At 61.1% G+C, this 24,202-nt stretch carries 14 protein-coding genes; 12 read left to right on the forward strand and 2 right to left on the reverse strand.

Annotated elements, in window-relative coordinates; genetic code table 11:
* Positions 1–3 precede the first annotated feature (3 nt).
* From EHS19_RS04605 to pglX, 5 genes are all read left to right on the forward strand, one after another.
* Entirely contained in the window at positions 4–819 is an 816-nt protein-coding gene (locus EHS19_RS04605) for a DUF1788 domain-containing protein (protein ID WP_175578306.1), read from the forward strand.
* Entirely contained in the window at positions 816–4,625 is a 3,810-nt protein-coding gene (gene brxC / locus EHS19_RS04610; protein ID WP_151916615.1) for a BREX system P-loop protein BrxC, read from the forward strand. The genes EHS19_RS04605 and brxC overlap by 4 nt, the downstream gene beginning before the upstream one ends.
* A 93-nt stretch (positions 4,626–4,718) precedes the next feature.
* Positions 4,719–5,945, forward strand: coding sequence for an ATP-binding protein (locus tag EHS19_RS04615; RefSeq protein ID WP_151916616.1), 1,227 nt, complete (start codon positions 4,719–4,721; stop codon positions 5,943–5,945).
* On the forward strand, positions 5,942–6,574 hold the full coding sequence (locus EHS19_RS04620; protein ID WP_151916617.1) for a tetratricopeptide repeat protein: 633 nt from the start codon (positions 5,942–5,944) through the stop codon (positions 6,572–6,574). The genes EHS19_RS04615 and EHS19_RS04620 overlap by 4 nt, the downstream gene beginning before the upstream one ends.
* Positions 6,575–6,927: 353 nt before the next feature.
* Positions 6,928–10,635 (forward strand): BREX-1 system adenine-specific DNA-methyltransferase PglX, encoded by a 3,708-nt coding sequence (gene pglX / locus EHS19_RS04625; protein ID WP_151916618.1) that lies wholly within the window; start codon positions 6,928–6,930, stop codon positions 10,633–10,635.
* A 705-nt stretch (positions 10,636–11,340) separates the two neighbouring features.
* Here pglX and EHS19_RS04630 read toward each other — a convergent pair.
* Both EHS19_RS04630 and EHS19_RS04635 read right to left on the reverse strand, forming a co-directional pair.
* A complete protein-coding gene (locus EHS19_RS04630) occupies positions 11,341–11,649 on the reverse strand; it encodes a type II toxin-antitoxin system RelE/ParE family toxin (protein WP_151916619.1) in 309 nt (102 codons plus the stop codon).
* Positions 11,646–11,993 (reverse strand): type II toxin-antitoxin system RelB/DinJ family antitoxin, encoded by a 348-nt coding sequence (locus EHS19_RS04635; protein WP_421745248.1) that lies wholly within the window; start codon positions 11,991–11,993, stop codon positions 11,646–11,648. The genes EHS19_RS04630 and EHS19_RS04635 overlap by 4 nt, the downstream gene beginning before the upstream one ends.
* 218 nt (positions 11,994–12,211) lie before the next feature.
* Here EHS19_RS04635 and EHS19_RS04640 point away from each other — a divergent pair, with 218 nt between their 5' ends.
* From EHS19_RS04640 to metF, 7 genes are all read left to right on the forward strand, one after another.
* Complete coding sequence (locus EHS19_RS04640; RefSeq protein WP_151916620.1) at positions 12,212–13,486, forward strand: ATP-binding protein; 1,275 nt, start codon at positions 12,212–12,214, stop codon at positions 13,484–13,486.
* Entirely contained in the window at positions 13,483–16,116 is a 2,634-nt protein-coding gene (pglZ, locus tag EHS19_RS04645) for a BREX-1 system phosphatase PglZ type A (protein WP_151916621.1), read from the forward strand. The genes EHS19_RS04640 and pglZ overlap by 4 nt, the downstream gene beginning before the upstream one ends.
* A gap of 40 nt (positions 16,117–16,156) precedes the next feature.
* Positions 16,157–18,481 carry a BREX system Lon protease-like protein BrxL gene (brxL, locus tag EHS19_RS04650; protein WP_241677080.1) on the forward strand — a complete coding sequence of 775 codons (2,325 nt, stop codon included), beginning with the start codon at positions 16,157–16,159 and terminating at the stop codon, positions 18,479–18,481.
* Between the two features lie 231 nt (positions 18,482–18,712).
* A complete protein-coding gene (locus EHS19_RS04655) occupies positions 18,713–19,771 on the forward strand; it encodes a tRNA (adenine-N1)-methyltransferase (protein WP_151916622.1) in 1,059 nt (352 codons plus the stop codon).
* 193 nt (positions 19,772–19,964) lie between these two features.
* Complete coding sequence (locus tag EHS19_RS04660; RefSeq protein ID WP_151916623.1) at positions 19,965–20,522, forward strand: SixA phosphatase family protein; 558 nt, start codon at positions 19,965–19,967, stop codon at positions 20,520–20,522.
* A gap of 155 nt (positions 20,523–20,677) precedes the next feature.
* A complete protein-coding gene (metE, locus tag EHS19_RS04665) occupies positions 20,678–22,978 on the forward strand; it encodes a 5-methyltetrahydropteroyltriglutamate--homocysteine S-methyltransferase (RefSeq protein ID WP_151916624.1) in 2,301 nt (766 codons plus the stop codon).
* 145 nt (positions 22,979–23,123) lie between these two features.
* A complete protein-coding gene (metF, locus tag EHS19_RS04670) occupies positions 23,124–24,029 on the forward strand; it encodes a methylenetetrahydrofolate reductase [NAD(P)H] (RefSeq protein WP_151916625.1) in 906 nt (301 codons plus the stop codon).
* The last annotated feature ends 173 nt before the right edge of the window (positions 24,030–24,202 follow it).

Genomic DNA, 24,202 nt, shown 5'->3' on the forward strand with positions numbered 1-24,202 from the left:
ACGATGAGCCTCGGCGATGACACGCATGGTGCGCAGGGGGAGGCGCGGCGACTGCCGCGGCGGCAGGACGATGCCGCGCGCGACATCGAACAGGATTTTGATCGTCTGTTCCAGTACATGCGCTCCAGATACTTCCGCAACGGCGAGCAGACCGGCGGCGAGCCGGCGAACTTCATCTACGCCTATCGTCCCGAACAGGAGCTGGAGGTGCGTCGCCGCATCCCGGTCCTCGTCAGCAGACTGCAGGGCATGGACCCGGTGGATGCGCAGGACGCCGCGCCCGCCGTATTGGTCATCGACCTGTATGAGCTGGCGATCCGCATCATGAAGGATGACGACGTGTTCGACGAGGCCGTCGAACAGGAGCCCGACATGCACGGCGAGGAGCCCTATGCCCCGGCTGCCGGCGACCAGGCCGGAGCATACTCGGGCGAGCAGGCCGGCGAGCCGTATGCGTGGCCGGAGCTTCAGAACGACGATTTCTACCGGGCGCTCGCCGGCATGCTCGGCCCCGACAACGATGAGCTGAAGGAGCATCTGGAAGACCGCTACCGGCAGGCCGCGGAGAATCATGAGGCGGATATGGTGTTTCTGACCGGAATCGGCCAGGTGTACCCGTATATCCGCGCGCATGCGCTGCTCAACCGCGTGCAGGATGTCTTCCCGGAGCATACGCCCGTGGTGCTGTTCTTCCCGGGGGACTATGAGAAGACGGCGACGACGGTGTCGGTGATGCGTCTGTTCGGCCGTCTCGACGGCGACAACTACTACCGTGCCTTCAGTCTCAACACCGCGATCATGGAGGGAGTCCGCGCATGAACGGCAGCATGAACGACAGCCTGAACAGCAGCATGAGCAATGGCATGAACGACAGCGCATTGCAGCTGAGGGGCATCTTCGTCAAGAACATCGACGACCGGATCGACGGCGTCATCAAGGCCAGCGACGACAGCGACCTCGCCGACGAGGTGAACGAATACGTGCTGACCAACGAGATCCAGTCCAATCTCGAACGCTTCCTCGACACGTACAACGATCCGTCCGCGGACTATACGAACGGCGTGTGGATCTCCGGCTTCTTCGGCTCCGGCAAGTCGCACCTGCTGAAGATCCTCTCGCATATTCTGGGCGACATCCCCGCCGGCATGCGGTCGAACAAAGCCGAACCGCTCACCCGCAGCCAGGTCATCGACATCATGAAGGCCAAGGCGCGGCAGGCGGGGAACCACGAGCTCGAAGGATTGCTGGAAGCCAACGGGCGCATCCCCGCCACCTCGCTGCTGTTCAACATCGACAGCAAGGCGCAGCGCGGCAGCAGGACCGTGCTCATGGACGCGTTCATCCGCGTGTTCGACGAGGCGCGCGGCTACTACGGCGCCGACAAGTACGTGGCGAAGCTGGAACGCGACCTCGACGCCAACGGCTGCCTCGACGAATTCACGCGCCAGTTCGAACGGGTCGCCGGCAAGCCGTGGCTCAGGGGCCGCACGCAGGCCGCGTTCTCCGGCGCCAGGATCGACAAGGCGTTCGCCGCAGCCACCGGCGACGCGGTGCAGGGCATTCTGAAGGACTATCAGAAGCAGTACCATCCGACCATCGCCGACTTCGCCGACGATGTGAACGACTGGCTCGACCATCAGAGCGCCGGCCATCGGCTGATCTTCCTTGTGGACGAGGTCGGCCAGTTCGTCGGCACGGACGCGGGCCTCATGCTCAACCTGCAGACCATGACCGAGGAGCTGTTCTCCCGCACCAACGGCCGCGTCTGGGTGATCGTCACCTCCCAGGAGGACATCGACGCCGTCATCGGCGACCGCACGGTGAAGCAGGGGCTTGACTTCACGAAGATCAAGGGACGCTTCGCCGTCAGTCTCAAACTCTCCAGCGCCGACGTCGCCGAGGTCATCCAGAAACGTCTGCTCACCAAGAACGAGCGGGGAGACACAGCGGTCGAAGCGCTGTGGCGCGCGCATCGCGACGAGCTCGACGCCCTGTTCACCTTCCAGGGCGAAGGCGGCGTGCAGCAGTTCAGAAGCCTCAGATTCGGCACGCAGGAGGATTTCGACTCCACCTACCCGTTCGTCAACTACCAGTTCGCGCTCTTCCAGGAGGCGATGCGCGGCATGAGCTATGCCGGATTCTTCGACGGCCAGCATCGCTCGGTGGGCGAACGCTCGCTGCTGGCCACGATCAGCATCGCGCTGGCGGAGCATGGAAGCGACACGATCGGCTCGCTGGTGCCGTTCAGCGCGTTGTATGACGGCATCGCCGGCGCGATCCAGAGCTCGGTGAACCATCGCATCTACGAGGCCGAACGCGAGCTGGACCCGGACCTGTGCGCGCTCGCGCTGCCGCTGCTCAAGGCGCTGCTCATGGTCAAGCATGCCGAGGGATTCAGAGCCAACGCGCGCAACCTGCGCATTCTGGTGCTCGGCGGGTTCGGCGAGAATCTGCCGGAACTCGAACGGCGCATCCAGACCACGCTCGACGAGCTGGAACGGCAGAACTATGTGCATCGCACCGGCGACGAATACGAGTATCTGACCAACGACGAGCAGGCCGTCGAAAGCGAGATCAAGAACCTCGACATCGACGACCGTCAGATTCGCGACCGTCTCAAAAAGATCGTCACCGATCTGATGCCGCTGCAGGTCGAATACGGTCAGGGTCGGCCAGGCGGCAGGCAGGTGTTCCACTTCGGCCTGACCATCGACGGCGTGGCCCAGGGCCGCGCCTACCCGATGACGCTGCATGTCGTCACCCCGATGGACAGCACATCGTTGGAAGCCAAGATACTGCGCTCGTCCGGCGCGCGCGAGGAGCTGCGCGTGATCCTCGGCGATGACGGGGCGAAGGTGATGCATGACGTGGCCATGGTCGAACGCACGGAGAAATACCTTCGACTGCACTCCAATGAGCAGGGTTCCCGCAGACGGATCATCGAAAGCAAGCGCGCCGACCTGGAGGCCATGACCCGCGAACTGCGCGGCGAGGTGGCCGAGGCGCTGTGTTCGGCGGCGCTCGCCTACAACGGTTCGACGCTGGAGACGAAGGCGCATGGCGATGCGCGCGCCGTCGTCACGGAGGCGATGCAGACGCTGATCGGCCGCCTGTACACCAATTTCAGCATGGTGGATGGCCTTGGATATCGCGAACAGGATCTGCCCGGAGTGCTCGTCGACGCCAAGTCGCCGGCCTCGATGCTGAACGGCACCGATTCGGTCAGGAACCGCCTGGATCTGCCGTCGCAGGACGTCTACGACTATGCGGCCGGTCAGATTCGCCAGAATCTGACGCCCACCGTGCGCGAGATCGTCCAGCATTACGAGGATGCGCCCTACGGCTGGCCGCTGGGCGATACGCTCGCATGCCTATGCCACCTGTACGGCGGCGAGCGGATTCGTCTTGTCGTCGACAGCGCTCGCGTGCCGCGCACCGATGTGGTCAAATATCTGACCAATCAGCGCAAGACGGATAGCATTCGCGTGGAGATTCCGAAGCGGTACGATGCCGTCAAGCTCAGGAAGCTGCGCGAGTTCGCCAGCGAATATCTCAGCCTGACGAGCGGCCGGCTGCCCGGCGACGACGAGGACATGGCACGGGCCATCAAGGACGGGCTGTCGGACGAGGCGCACGGCATCGAGAACCTGATGGCGGCCAACGGACGGTTCGTGTTCGTCGGCCAGCTGGCCGAGCCGCTGAAGCGTGTGAAGACCGTGGCCGGCAAACCGGAGGAGTGGATTCTGGAATCCTTCCCGTCCGAAGCGGGAGAGCCCAATGCGGAAGACCTGCTCGACGACAAGGAGAGCGTGATCGATCCGATCCGCAAGGTGCTCAACGGCACGCAGCGCGACGTGCTGGAGGAAGGCCTGGATTGGATTCAAGCCAATGATTCAAACTTCACGCTCGCCTCCGCCGACCTGAATCGGGAACGAGACCAGGTGAGCGCCATCGCGCGCGATCCGAGACTGTTCAGCGGCAACAGGGTCAACCTGTTCCGCACACGCCTGGCCGAACTGCAGCAGCATCTCGATGCTTTGGTGGAGAAGGAACGCGAGCGTGCATCGGCTGCGGTCGCAACCGTGCGCGCGTCCATCAGCGGCATCGACTCCTACCGCAACGCGCGCGAGGACGCGCAACGGCAGGCCATGCGCATGCTCGACGAGGCGGAATCCAGAATCGGCAATGCGAAGTACATCGCCGACATCCGACAGGCCGCGGACATGGTGCGCGGCGACCTGTATCTGGATCTGATCAACCGGTTGGATGCCGCGAAGGCGCAGCCGGAGCAATCCGTGCGGCAGGTCGCTTCCGGGACCACGCCAGCCTCGCCAGCCTCGCCGGCGGAGTCCGCAGAACCGGCCGAGTCGCTGCCAGGCACTTCCTCGCCGGCCGAATCGGCAAGGGTTGACGACCATGAACGGCCCGTCGCTCCGGTGCCAAGGCATGCTTCTCAATCCGCTCCGGAGGCAGGCGACGCGGAACCCGCCAATCGCACGATCCGCGTCACGCCGCCGCATCCCAAGCCGGTGCTGATGACGGAGCGCGACGTGGACGACTTCCTCGACGCCTACCGACGTGAGCTCATCGCCGCCATCAAAGAAGGGAAACGCATTTTACTTTGAGCCGGTTTTCGCGCGGATTTAAAATGTATTTTAAATCCAGTGATATACTGGCGATATTGAAACACGTTTTTATTCTTCTGAAAGGGTGCGCCGATGATCGACAGGCCGCAGTATCTGCGCAAACTTGACGCGTGGAAAGACCGTGACGTGGTCAAGGTGATCACCGGCGTACGCCGATGTGGCAAATCCACGCTGATGACGCTCTGGAAGCAGCGGTTGATCGAACGGTATGGCATTGCACCCGAAGCCGTCATCCACATCAACCTTGAGCTACTGGAGAACGAGCAATTCCTCGAATATCACAAGCTTCACGAGGAAATTCTTCGCCGATGCGCGCTCGCGGACACGGCAACGGATGGTCGCCGCTATGTGCTGATCGATGAGATTCAGAACGTGCCAGACTTTCAGAAGGCTCTTGACAGTTTGCAGGCCAGGGGCGATCTTGACCTGTATATCACCGGCTCGAATGCCATGTTGCTTTCCGGCACGCTGGCGACCCTGATATCCGGTCGGTATGTGGAGATCTCCATGACGCCGCTCTCCTTCGCGGAGTATTGGAGCGCTCGTTCCAATGAGGGATTGACCTTGCAGCGCGCATGGTCGGAGTATCTGCACGACGGCGCGCTTCCTGCAACGGTGGGATTCCCCGGCGATGAGACCATGTTGCACGATTACCTTGACGGCATTCTCAGCACGGTGCTCTTCAAGGACGTGGCGGCGCGTCTTGGCGTATCCAACATCGCCGCGCTGGAGACGGTGACCCGATACCTGTTCGACAACATCGGCAACCTCGTCAACCCCAAGTCCATCGCGGATGCCATGACCTCAATGGGTACGAAGATATCGCCGCCCACAGTATCCAATTATGTGGAAGGCCTTGCGGCTGCGTTCATCTTCTACCCGGTGCAGCGATTCGACATCAAAGGCAAGCGTGCGCTACGTCAGGAACGCAAGTATTACGCCGTGGACCTCGGCATCCGCCGCATCCTATGCTCCAACAACGTACGCGACACGGGGCGTCTTCTGGAGAACGTGGTGTTTTTGGAGCTTATGCGGCGAGAAGGTGACGTATACGTCGGCCAAGGCTCGGGCGGTGAGATCGACTTCATCACCAATGGTGCCAGCGGACGCCGATACTACCAAGTGAGTGAATCTGTTCGCGATCCGAACACGTTGGAACGTGAATTGTCATCATTGCGCGCAGTCAGGGACAATTACCCGAAGACGTTGATTACGCTTGACGACGAACGCCCGACCTCGCACGAGGGCATCGAACAAGTGTATGCATTGGATTGGCTGCTCAACGAAGAGAACACATGACCGATACAATAATGAGCGATGACTACGACGAGACCGCAGATACTGTATTCGGCGGTGACATTTCGCTAGACATCGGCGCGGCGAACTATGACGCCGCCATGCGAGAGAACGATCCCGGAGAACGGGCGCGTTTGTTCCAACAGGCGGCACGATGGTATGAACGCAGCGCGAACATAGGCAATGCGCAGGCGGCCACGAACCTTGGTTACGTGTATTTGTATGGTCGCATCGGCTCAGTGGATGACGCGCAGGCTTTCCATTGGTTTACTCTCGGTGCTGAGATGGATAATCCGGAAAGCTGCTACAAGCTCGGCGATCTGTATCGGTCCGGACGAGGATGCGCACGCGACCTCAAAAAGGCCGTCGAGCTGTATTGCAGGGCGGGGTATTTCGCGGGCAACGAATGTGATCCCGACATTCCGCAGGACGCCGCCGTGCTGGCCAGCATTGAGCTGCGTCTTGCCGAATGCTGCGAGCGGGGCGAAGGCGAGCACGAGAACAGGGAACTCGCCCACGAGTATTACCGTCATGCGGTCGACCATTTCGAAGTCGCGCTGTCGGGCGGGCTTAATTGGTATGGCAAGGCGCTGGAAAGTGCCCGGGCCGGATACGCACGTACGAATGATTGATTGATTGATTGATTGATTGATGTGGGGCTCAAAAGAACCCCCACATTATTCATCGTCTGCCTTTGGTTCATGTTCAAGCACAAGCAGCATCTTGCTGTTGACAGTCGGGAGGGGCTGCGAGAGGAAATTGGCGGTGAGGTTTGACTGTCGGCTCATGAATCACTACAATAACTGATGAATTCCCCCAAAGGGCCTCTCCGGGCGGTCGCTGACCGAACCGTGATGCACTGGGGGTTCTTTTTTCCTCCGGCAGATTGAGCGTGGCCGCCGCTATGATGGTGCTTTGTATGTGGAGTCTGTAGGGCCGTGCATCGGTTCGCGATGATGAGGGCTTGACGAGGGGAGCAGAGCGGATGAACACAAGTAAGTTGCAGGCGTTTGCGGCTGGGGCGCGCGTGGAGTTGATAAAAGCGGTGCGCGCGAAATTGGATGCGGCGATGGAGCCGGATTCGGCGGCGCGCGTGGACAATCCTCGCGCATTCGCCAAACTGGAGGAGGAGATCCGTGCCAACGGCGGCGGCGAGGAAGGTCGTGCGAAAACCGCCGAGCGGCATGCCTACCGCTGGTTTAACCGGATCATCGCCCTGCGGTACATGGATGCGAACGAGTTCACCATGCCGCATGTGGTGTCCGGCGATGACGCGGACAATCCGAATGCGCTGCCGGGTGTGCTGTCGGCCGCCAAGCGCGGGGAGTTCGACGAGAGCGTGTTCGGCAATGTCGGCGCGAAAGCCAAGGTGATGCCGACCATCCAGGCGCTGCTGGACGGCACCAAGACGAGCAACGACCCGCAGGGCGACGCCTACGGCCTGCTGCTGCGCGCCTACTGCGACTACTGGCACCGGTTCATGCCGTTCATGTTCGACGAATCCGGTGCCGCCGACGAACTGCTGCTGCCCGCCGATCTGCTCGCCTCCGATTCCGTGCTGCGCCGCGCCGTGGAGGCGATGCCCGTCGCCGACTGCATCGGTGACGATGGCGAGGGCACTGTGGAGATCATCGGCTGGCTCTACCAGTTCTACATCGCCGAGCGCAAGACGCAAGTGATGGCCGGCTTCAAGAAGTCGAAGAAGGCTGGTGCCGCCGAAATCCCCGCCGCCACCCAGCTGTTCACGCCCGACTGGATCGTGCAATACCTCGTGCAGAACACGGTCGGCCGTCTGTGGACGCAGAACCATCCCGAATCCAGGTTGCATGAATCGTGGGAATACTACATCGAGCCGGCCAAAAGCGGCTCGACTGCGAGCGAGCAGGGGAGCGTGCTCAGGATCGATTCGCCCGAAGACCTCACCGTCTGCGATCCCGCATGCGGTTCCGGTCACATGCTCACCTACGCGTTCGACCTGCTCTACGACATCTATGACGAGGCCGGCTACTCCGCCAACGAGATTCCCGGGCTCATATTGCAGCACAACCTGTTCGGCATGGAGATCGACGAACGCGCCGCCAACCTCGCCGCCTTCGCGCTGACCATGAAGGCCCGCGGCCGCTACCGTCGCTTCTTCCGCAAGCAGGTGCAGCCGAACATCCAGCGCATCACGCCCGAATACTTCACCGACATGGAAGTGCAGGAGCTCAACGACCTGTACGACGTGACCCTCGATGCCGACACATGGAACACCTACCAGAACGCCGACGTCTACGGCTCTCTCATCCAGCCCTCAACTGATTTGACCGATTTGGCTGCTGCGTTCTCGGCCCCCTCTGATGAAGCAGACGAAGATTCGTCTTCTTGGCCCCCTCTGATGAGGGGGCTGTCAGCGGAGCTGACTGGGGGAGAGACCTCCCTCTTCTCCGACCCCCTCGCCGACCGCGCCCACACCGTCCTCACCCAGACCGCCTACCTCGCCCGCAAGTATGCGGCAGTCGTCGCCAACCCGCCGTATATGGGCTCAGGCAACATGGGCAGTGAGCTCAAGGAGTATGTGAACGAGCGTTACCCAGACGGCAACAAAGATTTGTTCGCCGCGTTCATCCTGCGCAACCTGCAGCTCATCAAGCCGAACGCGCTGCTCGGCATGATCACGATGCAAAGCTGGATGTTCCTCTCCTCGTTCGAGGAACTACGCAAGGGATTGCTTGCGAAGCACTCCATCGAAACGATGGCGCATCTCGGAGCCGGCGCATTCGACAGCATCGGCGGCGAAGTCGTCTCCACCACAGCGTTCACCATTCGTAACGGTGCTTCCGGTGGCAAGGGCACGTATCTGCGATTGGTTGAGGTGCAAGGCGATGACAATCAGGCGGCGGCATGCGCGGAAGCAGTTGACTCCCCTCTTCGAGGGGAGCTGTCGGCAAAGCCGACTGAGGGGAGCAAATCCTCGATACTCGTCACCGTCAACCAGCATGATTTCGCCCAGATTCCCGGCTCGCCGATCGCCTATTGGATTCCTGCGTCCTTAAAAGCTATTTTCAATGGGCAGAAGATTGATGCATTGCTTTTTAGTGATGGTTTAACAAAGACTGGTGATAACTTACATTATCTTCGACTTTGGTGGGAGCTTTCTCAGCGAGAGATTGCCGATAAGAACATCTATAGATTCTGTGCAAAAGGAGGAGATAATAGAAGCTATTATGGGAATTTGGATTATGTCATTGATTGGAAGCCAGAGACTCGGCATCATTACCGGAATGATCATGTAGCTAGACTTTCTCCTGAGTATCTCTGGAATAGAGAGGGTATTACATGGACGAAAATCAGTTCTAAAGGAGGTACCTTTAGACTTTTTCGTAATGGTGATATTGCGGAAACTGGCGGGCCGAGTCTATTTTTGAAATCAAGCTTGCCTAATCATGATTTGTATTCGGTCTTGGGTTTGATGACCTCATCAACTGCACCGTACTTGCTCCAGAGCTTAAATCCAACACTAAACTATCAGACTGGTGATGTGTTAAGGGTTCCTTTGCCCGTGGATATTTCAAAGTCTCAGAGCGAAGCTGTCTCAAGTCTAATTGCTGCATCCCGTTCCGACTGGGATTCCTACGAAACCTCGTGGGATTTCAAGGACTTGGAAGTGCTGAATGGTCTCTCCCTCAGTCAGCCTGCGGCTGACAGCTCCCTCGTCAGAGGGAGCCGAGATGTTGTGCTGGCTGAGGCGATTCCCGCCTATATCGCCCACTGCAAGCAGATTGCTGAAGAGCAGCGTCAGCGCGAGATCAAGAACAACGAGCTGGTGGCGGATGCGTACGGCGTGCGCGATGAGGTGCCGTGCGATGTGCCGATTGAGCGCGTCTCGCTGAAGCGTAATCCGGCGTTCACCTATTCGAAGGACACGCCCGCCGAGCGTGATGCGAAGATGGCCGAGGATGTCGTCAAGGAGATCATCTCCTACGCGGTCGGCTGCATGTTCGGCCGCTACTCGCTCGACAAGCCGGGTCTGATTCTCGCATCCCAAGGCGAAACCATCGACGATTATCTGCGTGAGATACCGAACCCCACGTTCGAGTCGGATGCGGACAACGTCATTCCCGTCACCGACGACGAATGGTTCGAGGACGATCTCGCCGCCCGCTTCCGCACGTTCCTTGCCGTCGCGCTCGGCGAGCAGCATGTGAACGAGAACATCGCGTATATCGAACAGGTGCTCGGCAAGCCGCTGCGCAAGTATTTCGCTACGGACTTCTACGACGATCACGTCAAGATGTACAAGAACCGGCCGATCTACTGGATGTACTCCAGTCGCACCGACAACAAGGGCACGTTCAAGGCGCTCGTCTACCTGCACCGGTACACGCCCGCCACCACGAACACCGTGCTCAAATACCTGCGTGAATTCACTGGCAAGCTCAACGCCCAGTCCGAAACCCTGCTCGCCTCCGGCAAGCCGGCCGAAGTCCGCAAAGGCGAAAAGCTGCGCACCGCCGTCAAGGAATGCGCCGACTACGAGCGCGACATCCTCTACCCGCTCGCCACCGCCAATCTCCCCATCGACCTCGATGACGGCGTGCTGGTCAACTACCTGCGTATGGGTGCTGCCGTCCGCAAGATCGCATCCTTCGAAAAGAAGCGCCCCACCGTCCAATCCTGGACCTGGCCCACCAACCCGTTGGGAAAGGAATGACATGATTCCACAGGAACTTAAAGCCGTATTGGTGCAGGGTGAGGATGCATCGGTGGAATTCAAGCGGTGTGGGGCTCAGCCTGAGCGTGTTTGTAGCTCAAGTTCCGGCCCCGCGGAACACGCAGATTGATGACGGGAAAGTGCCGGATACTTCATTGGGAGTGCGGGATACTGTCAAGAAAGTGCGCGATACTCTGAAGGGGGTGCCGGATACTGCTGCAAAGGTGCCGGATACTATGTCTGAAATGCCGGATACTGCCGGAAATTGCCGGATACCGAATCCGGAGTGCGCGATACTGCCGGATTAGTTCGCGATCAGTTCGCGATTAGTTCGCGATACTGCTGCAAAAGTGCGGGATACTGCCCAAAGAGTGCGGGATACTCCGTCTGGAGTGCGGGATACTGGTTCCCTGACCGATGGGCAGAGAGAGGTACTTCATTATGTGCAAGAAAAGGGCGGTATCACTACTGTCGAAGTAGAGAGCCTTTTGCATGTTCAGGAACGTCGAGCGCAGATAATTCAGGTGGAATTAACGCGGCGTGGCCTATTGCGCCGTGTCGGTGCGGCCCGTTCGACTCGGTACATTATTCGTGAAGAGGACGCGGAATAAAAGCAGTATGTGGATTTCCGGGACTGCTGTGCCACCCACTCGGTGTGATGCGCTCCCGAAGTGAAGCCGAAGGCCGATTGTATCGATGGTTCGGTCAGATGAGTTCGCCTTGGAACAATTCCGAATGGGAGCCGATGCGTACCATTCGAATCACGGTGCGGTCGACCCGTTTCCAAAACAACACGAGCACGTCGATGTTTCCCGCAAGGTGGAACTCCCAATGGCCATTGTAGTTGCCGCCGGAATTGTCCAGCACATGAGGCGTATAGCCTTCGGGCAGTTCCCCGTATTCCTGCAGATAGTCGATTGCATCATCCAAATCGTCCATCAATTCGGGGTGCTTGCGGCTCAACTTCGTGTAGTCCGCATTGAACTGCGGTTCGAATACGATTCGATACGTCAACGAGCCCCCTCCCTCAGCTGGCGTAGGTGCTCGCGTGCCGAACCTTTCGTATCACATGAGACGGAATCGTCCGCAATGATGCCCATCTCCTTAGCTTCAGCCTCCACCATTGCACGACGCGTCTTCTCCGTCGGAGTCAGCCGCATGCCTTCATAGCGGCGGGGTCTGAACGGTATGCCATTGTCCGCCAGCGATTGACGCAGAAACATGTTCACGGCCGTACTCAGGCTCATGCCCATCGACTCGTACAGTTCGGCGGCTTGAGCTTTCACATCGTCATCGACGACAGCAACCAGTTTACCCATAATCAGCCTCCAATCATTGCCATAAGTGGTATCAATCATATACCATAAATGCCCATAATGGTAACCTAGGTGCGCAATCGCTTAACTCAATATGTCCTTGCCGACGATTCCACGTGGAATCAGGGTGCGTGGCCGTCCTGATGAGAGTGTCGAACGTACTCGACACTCAGGAAGGAAATCTCCATAAGTATCGACTATACTCGACATTTATCGGGTAAATACCGGAATGTATCGAGTATGGAAGTAGTGATGTCGGCATGGTCAGAACGCTGTATCCCCGTCCGCGGTACCAGACGTTGCTTGAACGGTACCGGGACGACGGCCGCATCAAGGTGCTGCGCGGCGTGCGCCGGTGCGGCAAGTCGGCGATCCTCACCCTGACCATGCGTGGTCTCGTCGCAGACGGAGTCAAACCGGAAAACATCTTCTACAAGCGCTTCGACGATTTCGGACTGCCTTCCATGCAGACGGCGGACGATCTCACACGAGAGCTTGCGGCAGCCATGGAGGCCTCCGATGCGAAATCCATGTTCTATGTGTTTCTCGATGAGATTCAGGAAGTGCCCGGCTGGGAACACGTTGTGCGCGGACTGCACACCAAAGACAACGTGGACGTGACCATCACCGGGTCTAACGCGCATTTCCTTTCATCCGATCTGGCCACGCTGCTCGCCGGCCGCTATGTGCCGATTGACGTGTTCCCGCTCTCGTTCCGCGAATACATGGAGTTCCTCAGCGCTTCCGGAAATCAAGGGACAGGCGTGGATGCGGCGTTCGCCGAATACCTGCGGTACGGAGGCATGCCAGGACTGTTCTCCCTGAGACAACGGGATGAGGATGACGTGGCCCGCGAACTGTCCTCCGTGTTCGACACGGTCATCCTCAACGACGTGGCCAAACGGCTCGGCATCCGCGACCTCGCGTTGCTCGAACGCCTCGTCGCCTACCTGTTCTCCACATCCGGAAACCTGTTCTCCACTCGCAAGGTGACCGGCGCACTCAGAAGCGCTGGATACCGGATATCGCAGGACACCATCGAAAACTATATCGACGCCCTCGAACGCGCCTACATCCTCAGCGGATTGCGCCAGACCGGCCTCAAGGGTAAGGGCCTGCTCAATCCGCTGCGCAAGTTCTATCCGGTGGACACCGGCCTGCGCAATCTGACCACGAATTTCTCCGTCGAGGACCTTGGCTTCCAACTGGAGAACGTCGTGGCCAACGAACTCATACGCCGAGGCAATCATGTTTCGGTCGGAGCGGTGCCAATGGAATCGTTCGGCACTTCGGAAGTCGACTTCGTCGCCGAGCATCATCAGCACCGCGCCTATTATCAGGTCACGCAGACCCTGATCGACGATCTGGTCTTCGAACGAGAGATCGCGCCGTTGCGAGCCATTGGCGACTCGTTCCCCAAGACCATCCTCACCTACGACCATGCACGCGGCGGCATCACCTCGGACGGCATTCGAATCATAGCCATACCGGACTGGCTACTGTCCGACGGCGCAGACGAAAGGAACCTCGCATGAGCACGAGCACTCAAATCGGACGGTTGCTGGCGGCGCGGTTCGCCGGCTACGACGGCACCGTGTACGGCGAGGGGCGCGTGGTGTTCTGGCATGACGAGCACGGCGAATTCGCCGATCTGCTGGGTGAGATCGCAGGGCCGCAGGCCGCCGACGAGGCATTGCGCGACGTGGAGGTCGTGCGGCTGGAACGCAACCCGTTCGCCGTCAAACACCGCATCCTCCTAGAGCGGCCGACCACGAAGTTCCTCGTGTACCTCACCGGCAAACTGCCCGCGGACGCGGATAATTGGCTGCTCGACCTCGAACTGGCATACGGGCCGATGTTCACCGCCGACCGACTCTCGATGATCGTCAACGAACTGTTCCCGCGCGAGGCATCCGCCGCCACACGGGATGCGTGGCTCGCCATCATGCAACGTACCAAACCGTTCTTCGATGACGACGATCAGGTCGAGGCTCTCGCCGGGCGGCTGCGCGCGGGCGACGACGAGCGGGACTTTAAAGCGAAGATGATCGCCGTGCTGCTCGGTCTGCCGGCGGGGGAGCACAGTCTGCAGGCGATCTGGCGCGCGCTGCTCGCCCAGTATGCGCAAGGCAGTACGGGCGGCATCGAACGCATCGCCGCCGCCGGACTCGCCGACTACCACTGGAACGGCACCCGCGGCATCTACCGGTTCGACAGTGCCCGCGAAATCGCCAAACCCACGGTCAAGGACTTCGTGCTATGGCTGTTCCGCCTCGCATGGAACGGATTCACGGATGCCGCCCACAGCGAGGACTACTATGCGAACATCCGCCGCGACTTCGACATGTGGCGCAACGACCCGCGCTACGCGCCGACGATCCGCACGCTCGCCGAAGACGCGTTCGCCGACCTTTCGCTGGACGCGCAAATCGCCGGCATGAGCCTGGAAGAACTGGCCTCGCGCGGCATCTTCCACGAAGTGGACGAGCGGCTTACGCAACTGCTATACACATCGTTGGGCAACGACGGCATATCCGACGACGACGTGCAGCGCATCGTCGCCGAACGCCGTTACAGCCTGTGGCATGGACGATTCGCCAAGGACTACGATGTCATCGCCGCAGCCAGCGCCCTGCGCGCCGAGCTGCGCCGCACCCGGCCCATCATGGAATCGATCGCATCCGCGGAAGGCGGATTCCACGCCTACGTCAGCGACCTGTACCAGGTGGACGGATGCTACCGTCGCTTCATCGCCGCGTGGAAGGTCCGCAACGGCTCCAACGACAACAACCTCAGGGACAGACTCGAACAGGAGTACGGCAGCTATCAGAACGATCTGAGCGTCAACTGGCAGAAGCGGGTCGGCAGGCTCGACGACTGGGCGATCGACGGCGTTGCCGCCCAGACCGACTTCTACGCGCGCAACGTGAAGAAGGTCACCGATGCCGGCAGAAAGATCGCCGTCATCATCTCGGATGCGCTGCGCTTCGAGGTGGCCGCGGAGTTCCGTGAGCGTCTGGTCAGGCAAAGCCGTTGGAACGCCACGCTCGACGCGCAGTTGGGCGTGCTGCCATCGTATACGCAGCTTGGCATGGCCGCGCTGCTGCCGCATACGAATCTGGCGTTGAATCCGACCGACCATTACGGTGTGCTGGCGGACGGCAATCCAACCGCCGGACTGGCCGCGCGCGCCGCGATCCTCGCCACGGTGGGCGGCACCGCAGTGGACGCGGAAGCCCTGCTCACCATGAAGCGCGACGAATACCGCGAACTGGTCAAATCCTGCAGCGTGCTCTACGTCTACCACAACGTCATCGACGCGGTCGGCGACAAAGCCGCCAGCGAAACCGGCGTGTTCGACGCTTGTTCGCGGGCGATCGACGAGCTTGACGCCATCGTCAAGCGGCTGGCAAGCGCGAACGTGACCAACATGATCGTCACCGCCGACCACGGATTCCTCTATCAGGACCACGAGGTGGCTGATGACGAATGGCTGAGCGAACGACCTTCCGGCGACGCGATATGGCAGCTCAAGCGTCGGTTCGTCATCGGGGCCGATCTCACACCCAAGCCCGCGTTCACCACGTTCCGCGCCGCGCAGGTCGCTCTTGGCGATCCGAACGGCGAGGGCGTGACCATCCAGGTGCCCAACGGCATGCATCGTCTGCGTATGCAGGGCGACGGCGCGCGCTACGTGCACGGCGGCGCGGCGCTGGCGGAGATCGTGGTGCCCGTCGTGCACATCAACAAAGGGCGTTCCTCCTCGGGAGATACGCGCGCGGTGGAATTCCGCATTCTGCAGAACACCGACCGCATCACCACCGGGCAGATCACGGTCGACTTTCTGCAGACCGAGCCCGTGGGCGGCAAAGTGCTTGCACGAACCGTGCTCGCCGGCCTGTGGGGCGTGGAAGCGGACGGCAAGGCCACGCTCATCTCCAACGAAGTGCCGCTCGCGTTCGCTTCCGAATCGAAGGAGCCGGCCGACCGGCATGTGCCGGCCACGTTCCTGCTCGCCGGCGAGGCGGACCGGTTCAACAACACCGTGGTCGAACTGCGTCTGTTTGAGCGCATCGCCGATTCCAGCCAGATGCGCCGGCTTGATGTCAAGGCCGAATACCGGCTGCAGCGCGGGCTCGTGTTCGACGACGGATTCGACTTCTAGCGTGGAAGCCCAGGGATGGGCATACGGGTAAGGTGGAGGCATGGCAGACGAAGAGTACAAACAGACGTCGGGCCGGGCGGCAGACGAGTCCGAGCGGACCGCGGAAAGCGACACTCCGGTAATGAGCGGCACTGAGGCGATGAGTGATCTGGATCGCAAGGTGACCACGGAATTCTCCACGTACACGGTGCGCAAGGACCTGGTCAGCAAGGTCAAGGGCAATGCGCTCGTGCCCTCGTACGTGCTCGAATACCTGCTTGGCAGGTACGCGACCACCACCGACGAGAACAGCGTGCAGTCCGGCGTGGAGCGCGTGCGCTCCATTCTCGCGGACAACTACGTGCATCGCGAGGAAGCCAAGCTCATCCAGTCGAAGATCCGCGAAAAGGGTCAGTACAACGTCATCGACAAAGTGCAGGTGGCGCTCAACGAGAAACTTGACCAGTACGAGGCGACATTCGAGAACCTCGGCATCAGCCATGTGGTCGTCGATTCGCAGACCATCGAGCAGAATCCCAAGCTGCTGGTCACCGGCATCTGGTGCATGTGCACGGTCGCCTACGCCTACTCCGGCGACCCGAAGGAGGTGCCGTGGCGGCTGCTTCGGCTCGTGCCCGTGCAGATGTCGCACGACGACCGGGAGAACTACCTTGCCATGCGGGCGAAGTTCACCGCCGGCGAGTGGATCGATCTGCTCATGCAGTCGGTCGGATTCAACCCCGACATGTTCGGTCATCGGGCGAAGCTGCTGCATCTGGTGCGCATGATTCCCTTCGTAGAGCGCAACTACAATCTCATCGAACTCGGCCCCAAGGGCACCGGCAAATCGCACATCTACTCGGAATTCTCCCCGCACGGCATGCTCATCTCCGGCGGCGAGGTTACGGCCGCGAAGCTGTTCGTCAACAATTCGAGCGGGCAGATCGGCCTGGTCGGCTACTGGGACACCGTGGCGTTCGACGAGTTCGCCGGCAAGACCAAGAAGGCCGACCGGGCGCTCGTGGACATCATGAAGAACTACATGGCCAACAAGTCGTTCTCGCGAGGACGCAACACCATGCAGGCCGAGGCGTCCATGGTGTTCGTCGGCAACACCGCGCACAACGTGCCGTACATGCTCAAGAACTCCGACCTGTTCGAGGAGCTGCCGGCGCAATACCACGATCCGGCGTTCCTCGACCGCATCCACTACTACCTGCCCGGCTGGGAGTTCGAGCAGATTCGCTCCGAAATGTTCACCGGCGGCTACGGTTTCGTGGTGGACTATCTGGCCGAGATCCTGCACAATCTGCGCGACGTGGACTACGGCTCGGCGTTCGAGCAGTATTTCACACTGTCGCCCACGCTCTCCACACGCGACAAGGACGGCGTGCGCAAGACGTTCTCCGGCCTGATGAAGCTCATCTACCCTGCCGGCGAGGCGAGCGCGGAGGAGATGGAGCCGCTGCTGCGCTGCGCCATCGAGGGCCGCAAGCGGGTCAAGGACCAACTGTGCCGCATCGACTCCACCATGGCTGAGGTCGATTTCAGCTACACGCGCGTCGGTGCCGCTGAGCCGATCGCCGTGCAGACGCTGGAGGAGATCGAATACCCGCAGCTGTATTGGCGCGATAGGCGAGGCGGGATCGAGGATCGGTCCGACGCCGATTCCGCCGATGCCGGCATCGGCGCTGCGGGTGCCGGCGTTGCCGACTCCGGCGCTATGAGCGGGTCGAGCGCAGCCGGAATCGAATCCCAAGCAGCAGCCGGCGCAGTCGCCGAATCCAGCAAACCCAGCGAATCCAGCGAATCGCATGAATCCGGGGAATCGCAACCGGCCGCCGCACCGGCCCCGCAGCCAAAGCTGACCCGCATCGAGCGCGCCGCCGCGGCCGCCAAGGAAGCCCACCGCGTGTTTGCGGAGGGCCAACGCGGCATCACGTATGACAGACTCTTCGGCGCATACGTTGCCGGTGCGCACAACATCACCATCGTGGACCCGTACATCCTGCGGCCCTATCAGATCTGCAATTTTGCTGAATTCCTGGAAACGGTGTTCAACTATACGGAACGAACCGAGGAAGTGCACGTTCATCTGGTCACCAAGTACACGGACGAGCCATTTATTGACAAGCAGATCGATGACTTGAACTCAGTGCAGAACGCGTTTAGGCAACTGGGCATCATCGTCACCTACGAGTTCAGTGACACCGTTCACGACCGGTCCATCGTGACTGACACGGGATGGATCGTGGGTCCTGGCCGCGGTTTGGATATCTTCCAGCAGTATGACACCTCATGGCTCAATCCTATGACACGCAAGCAGCAGCTGCGCAGGGTCAGGGCATTCACCGTCTTCTATCATCGCGACCGGTCCGGCAACTGACTTTCCGACATTGGCGGCGGCTGCGGCTGGCTGGCTGCGGCTGGCTGGGGTCAGTGGCGGTTGCCTGCGGTCGACTTCGGTCGGCGGCGGATGTCTGCGGCTGATTCAGCGCGACGGGATCGCATGCATTACACTTGTACCGTTTGACCTGATATGACGTGGCGTCTGTTGTTGATGTGGCATTGACGTGACGTTGACGAACATGCGCGAAACCATGCGAGGAGGAACCCGATGAATCCGAGGAGAGGGCCGCTGACTGCCGGCGAGAAGGTGCAGTTCACCGATCGGCGAGGCAAGCGCATCACCGATCAGCTGGTGGCCGGCGGCTGCACACAGACCGAGCATGGGCTGATCGTGCACGACGACGTGATCGGGCGCACCGAAGGCGTCGTCATCACCACGGTCACCGCCAAACGCGACGCGCAGGTCAACCAGGTGCATCCCGAACGCGACGCGGGCAAGCCGTGGAAGGCGGCGCGTGCGATCGGCGGCTGGCAGTACGCTGTCATGCGGCCGCGGCTCGCCGACTATGTGCTGTCGATGCCGCGCGGCGCACAGATCATGTATCCGAAGGACATCGCCCAGGTGATTCAGCTCGGCGACATCCGCGCCGGCCTGCATGTGCTCGAATCCGGTGCCGGATCGGGGGCGATGAGCATCAATCTGCTCGACGCGGTGGGGCAGGGCGGGCACCTGACCACGATCGAGCTGCGGCCCGACTTCGCGCGCGTCGCCGAGGCGAACGCGACCCTGTACTACGGCGAGCGGCCCGCATGGTGGGATCTCAAGGTCGGCGACTTCGACTCCGTGGCGGCCGGACTCGACGAGCATGCGTACGATCGCATCGTGCTCGACATGCTCGACCCGTGGAACCGGCTCGAACAGGCGTGGCGGGTGATCGCACCCGGCGGCGTGCTGATCTGCTACATCACCACCACCACGCAGATGTCGCGCTTGGTCGAGGCGCTGCGCGAGGCGGGCCACTGGACCGAGCCGGACATCCACGAGACGCTGGAGCGCAGCTGGAAGGCGCAGGGACTGGCCGTGCGCCCCGATCATCAGATGATCGGCCATACCGGATTCCTTGTGGTGTCGAGGGCCATGGCAGCCGGATTCGATGCGCTGCGCAAGCGCGACCGCGCCACCAAGGACACGACCACCGACATCGACTCGATGAGCGACGAGGAGCGCGCGGCGCAGCTGGAGGATCTGGAGCTGCGCGACATTTCCGATCGCAAGCTGCGCAAGGTGCTGCGCGATCTCGACGCGCAGACCGCCCGTCTCGGCTAGCTTTCGTAGCCACGCGACACGCGCCGGCGGCGCCGCTGCTGGCAGCGCCGCGTCGGCAATTGCGAATACGGCAACACGCGGGCGGAAAGTTCACTTTCATCGGCCATAATGGTGAGCATCATTATGATTATGTAACGATGCGTTCATGGTACGTTCACGTCCGTTGCCGTGCGCGTCTCAGGCGGGAGGAATCATGGCGGTAAAACTCGGCAAGGTCCGCAAGGCGATAGGCGAATACGACCACATTCTCATCATGATGCGCCACGCGCAGGCCGAACCCGGCTCCCTGACCTCCGACCGAGGTCGCGGGCTGACCGACAAGGGCCGCAAACAGGCGAAGACCGTCGCCAAAGGGCTGCTTGATCTGGGCGTCAACCCCGACCGGATCATCTGCTCGGGCGCGCAGCGCGCGGTCGAGACCTGCGAGCGCATGCTCAAGGTGTTCGGAGACGGCCCCAAGGTCGACTATCGGCAAAGCCTGTACGATGGCGGCATGCAGGCGATTCTCGACGAGCTTGGCCACATCAAGCCCAAGACGCGCTCGGCGTTGGTGCTCGGCCACGAGCCGGTCATGTCGATCGCCAGCCAGTGGATGGCGGATTCGCAGTCGGATCCGTCGCTGATCGATCTGCTCAATCTCGGCTTTTCGACCGCCTCGATCGCCGTGTTCGGCTCGGATACGCCGCTCGGCGAATGGCAGCTGCATTGCGGTCGTCTGCTGGCCGTGATCAGCCCGAAGGACTTCGACTGAACGCTATCGAGCGCAACTGCTTCGGCGGACGGCCCCGCGACTGACGAGCCTATAAACGTCGCTTATAGCGACACTCAAGTTTGTCTGATGCCATGCGATTGGGGAGGGCGTGATAAGGTGGCGTGGTTGAGATTGTCATAGCATCGGGAGGATTCATGTCCACACTGACTTCCGTCTCCGGTTTTCCCCGCATCGGGCAGAATCGAGAACTGAAGAAGGCCATCGAAGGATACTGGAAGGGAGCCAACGGCCTTGATTCCGTCAAGGCCACGGCCAAGGAACTGCGAGCCAGGCACTGGCGCCTTCAGCAGCAGGCCGGCGTCGAGCTGATCCCCAGCAACGACTTCAGCTACTTCGATCAGATGCTGGACACCGCCATCCTGCTCAACGTGATCCCCAAGCGCTACGAGCGGCTCGCCTTCGAGAACCCGGAGGACACGCTCTTCTCGATGGCCCGCGGCTATCAGGGCGACAAGGGCGACGTGACCGCCCTGCCGATGAAGAAGTGGTTCACCACCAACTACCACTACATCGTGCCGGAACTGGAGACGAGCGAGGAGATCAAGCTCAACTCCACCAAGCCGTTCGACGAGTTCAACGAAGCCAAGGAGCTCGGCATCCTCACCAAGCCGGTGCTCATCGGCCCGTACACCTTCCTCAAGCTCACACGCGGCGCCAACGCGCAGAAGCTCGAGTACGACAAGGGCCTGGTCAACTCGGTCGCCGCCGTGTATGCCGAGGTGCTCGCCCGGTTCAGTGAACTGGGAGCCCAGTGGCTGCAGCTTGACGAGCCGTATCTGGTGCTCGACAAGGAGCCGGGCGACGTGGAGCTGTTCAAGACGCTCTACACCAAGATCCTTGCCGCGAAGGCCGGTGTCAAGGTGCTGCTCAACACGTACTTCGGCCACATCGCCGACGTGTACGAGACCGTGAACCTGCTCGGATTCGACGGCATCGGCCTCGACCTCAACGAAGGCCGCGAGGAGAATCTTGAGGCCGTGGCCAAGTACGGCGTGGCCTCCAACACCACCATCTTCGCCGGCGTGATCAACGGCCGCAACATCTGGCGCAACAACTACGCCACCTCACTCGGCCTGGTGGATGCCATCAGGCAGGTCACGCCGAACGTGGCCGTTGCCACCGCGTCCTCCCTGCTGCACGTGCCGTTCAGCACCGAAGGCGAGACCGGCATCCCCGCCGACGACTTGAAGCACTTCGCCTTCGCCGTCGAAAAGCTCGGCGAGCTCAAGGAGGTGGCCGTCCTCGCCGACGCCACCGAGGATGAGAAGAAGGCGTCCGCCGCCCTCGCCGCCAATCAGGCGCTGTTCGACGGCACCCGAGTGGCCGCCGACCCGGCCGTCGCCCAGCGTGTGGCCGGGCTCACCGCAGACGATTACGTGCGCCAGCCCGCCCGCGAGGAGCGTCAGAAGCTGCAGCGTGAGGCACTCGGCCTGCCGCTGCTGCCCACCACCACCATCGGCTCCTTCCCGCAGACCAAGGAAGTTCGCGCCGAGCGCGCCAAGCTGCGCAAGGGCGAGATCACCAAGGAAGCCTACGATGAGTTCATCAAGGCCCAGATCGACGCCTGCATCAAGCATCAGGAGGAGATCGGCCTGGACGTGCTGGTCCACGGCGAATTCGAACGCAACGACATGGTCGAATACTTCGGCCAGAACCTCAACGGCTTCCTGTTCACTAAGAACGCCTGGGTGCAGTCCTACGGCACCCGTTGCGTCAAGCCTCCGATCGTCTGGGGTGACGTCTCCCGCGCCAAGCCGATCACCGTCGAATGGTCCGCATACGCACAGTCCCGCACCGAGCACGTGATGAAAGGCATGCTCACCGGGCCGGTGACCATCCTCAACTGGTCCTGGCCGCGCGAGGACATCACCCATGAGGAGCAGACCAAGCAGCTGGCCCTCGCCATCCGCGACGAGGTGCTCGACCTCGAGGCCGCCGGCATCAAGGTCATCCAGATCGACGAGGCAGCACTGCGCGAGAAGCTGCCGCTGCGTCGCTCCGACTGGCACAAGAAGTACCTCGACTGGGCCGTGCCCGCGTTCCGTCTGGTGCACTCCGCCGTCAAGCCGACCACGCAGATCCACACGCACATGTGCTACTCGGAGTTCAACGACATCATCCGCGACATCGACGCGATGGACGCCGACGTGATCTCCTTCGAGGCATCCCGCGGCGATCTCGTGGTGCTCGATGCCATTCACGAAGCCCACTTCGAGACCGAGGCCGGCCCGGGCGTCTACGATATCCACTCGCCGCGCATCCCCTCCGAGCAGGAGATCGAGGATCGCATCTACGAAATCCTCAAGAAGATGGATGTCGAGAAGGTGTGGATCAACCCCGACTGCGGTCTGAAGACCCGCGGCAACGCCGAAACGTGGCCGAGCCTCGAGCACATGGTCGCCGCAGCCAAGGCGGTGCGCGCCAAGCTCGCCTGAGGTGGTTTGCCTGCAAGCGGCTCCCTCTGATTCCCGCTGATGAGGGAGCCGTTTGCAGGCGAGTTTGCGGCTGCTGATTCGTTGTGTCAGCTTGTGACGTTTCCCCCTCGCCGAGGGGAACGATAATGCGTGTAAGGAGGCTACTATGCATACGCCGATGTTCTCACTGGAGGTGTTCCCTCCCAAACGCAATGCGCCCGTAGGCACCATCTACGACACGCTTGACGGCATCGAGGATCTGGGGCCCGACTTCATCTCGGTCACCTACGGTCACGGCACCCATTCCGACCGCACGGCGACCGCGCGCATCGCCAACACCATCGTCAACGAGTACGGCATTCCGGCAGTCGCCCACCTGACCGCACTGTATTCCAGCCGCAAACAGATCGACGAGGCGCTCGACATGTTCGAGCAGGCCGGCGTCACCGCGGTGCTCGCCCTGCGAGGCGACTATCTCGACGGCGAGACACCCGTCGGCGAATTCACGTATGCGAGCGATCTGGTGGCGTACATCCGTTCGCGCAGGCCCGATCTCAAGGTGTTCGCGGCCTGCTATCCGGAAGGCCACTATCAGGCCGGCTCGCTCGACGAGGACATCGAGCATCTCAAGATCAAGATCGACGCGGGCGCGACCCACCTGATCACCCAGCTGTTCTACGACAACGACGACTTCTACCGGTTCCGAGACAAGGCGAGCGCCGCCGGCATCAATGTGCCGATCGAAGCGGGAATCATGCCCGTCCGCGGCGCGAAGTCGACGCGTCGTATGGCCGAGCGCAACGCGTCACGCATCCCCGAACATCTCAACGTGCTGCTCGAGCGCTGGCAGGACGACATTCAGTCGCTGCGTACTGCGGGAATCCTCTACGCGTGCGAGCAGATCGCCGATCTGGTGGCGCATGGGGTGGACGGCGTGCACCTGTACACGATGAACCATCCGGCGACCACACGCCGCATCTGGCGCAACGTTGAGACGCTGTTGGGCACCGATTCGGCGGGCTCTTCGGCTGGGGCCGCTGATGCAGCCGCTGATGCGACTGCTGCGGAATAGTTGCGCATTCGCTAGTATCCTGAGGCAGAAACTCGCTGATCATATCGTTGGCTCCACTTGTCGGACAGCAGCGTGTGATGTGGCCCGGTTTTTGTTCCATGTTTCACCTTATTGATGGGAATTTCGTTTAAGGGGATTACGTTTGATGGGGGCGTAACCGATCACCGTGGCCG

This window comes from Bifidobacterium jacchi (assembly GCF_009078285.1).
Classification (GTDB): Bacteria; Actinomycetota; Actinomycetes; order Actinomycetales; family Bifidobacteriaceae; genus Bifidobacterium; species Bifidobacterium jacchi.

Coding starts and splice junctions, on each gene's coding strand:
- EHS19_RS04605 (WP_175578306.1), top strand. CDS start 4: ATGAGCCTCGGCGATGACACGCATGGTGCGCAGGGGGAGGCGCGGCGA.
- brxC (WP_151916615.1), top strand. CDS start 816: ATGAACGGCAGCATGAACGACAGCCTGAACAGCAGCATGAGCAATGGC.
- EHS19_RS04615 (WP_151916616.1), top strand. CDS start 4,719: ATGATCGACAGGCCGCAGTATCTGCGCAAACTTGACGCGTGGAAAGAC.
- EHS19_RS04620 (WP_151916617.1), top strand. CDS start 5,942: ATGACCGATACAATAATGAGCGATGACTACGACGAGACCGCAGATACT.
- pglX (WP_151916618.1), top strand. CDS start 6,928: ATGAACACAAGTAAGTTGCAGGCGTTTGCGGCTGGGGCGCGCGTGGAG.
- EHS19_RS04635 (WP_421745248.1), bottom strand. CDS start 11,993: ATGATTGATACCACTTATGGCAATGATTGGAGGCTGATTATGGGTAAA.
- EHS19_RS04640 (WP_151916620.1), top strand. CDS start 12,212: ATGGTCAGAACGCTGTATCCCCGTCCGCGGTACCAGACGTTGCTTGAA.
- pglZ (WP_151916621.1), top strand. CDS start 13,483: ATGAGCACGAGCACTCAAATCGGACGGTTGCTGGCGGCGCGGTTCGCC.
- brxL (WP_241677080.1), top strand. CDS start 16,157: ATGGCAGACGAAGAGTACAAACAGACGTCGGGCCGGGCGGCAGACGAG.
- EHS19_RS04655 (WP_151916622.1), top strand. CDS start 18,713: ATGAATCCGAGGAGAGGGCCGCTGACTGCCGGCGAGAAGGTGCAGTTC.
- EHS19_RS04660 (WP_151916623.1), top strand. CDS start 19,965: ATGGCGGTAAAACTCGGCAAGGTCCGCAAGGCGATAGGCGAATACGAC.
- metE (WP_151916624.1), top strand. CDS start 20,678: ATGTCCACACTGACTTCCGTCTCCGGTTTTCCCCGCATCGGGCAGAAT.
- metF (WP_151916625.1), top strand. CDS start 23,124: ATGCATACGCCGATGTTCTCACTGGAGGTGTTCCCTCCCAAACGCAAT.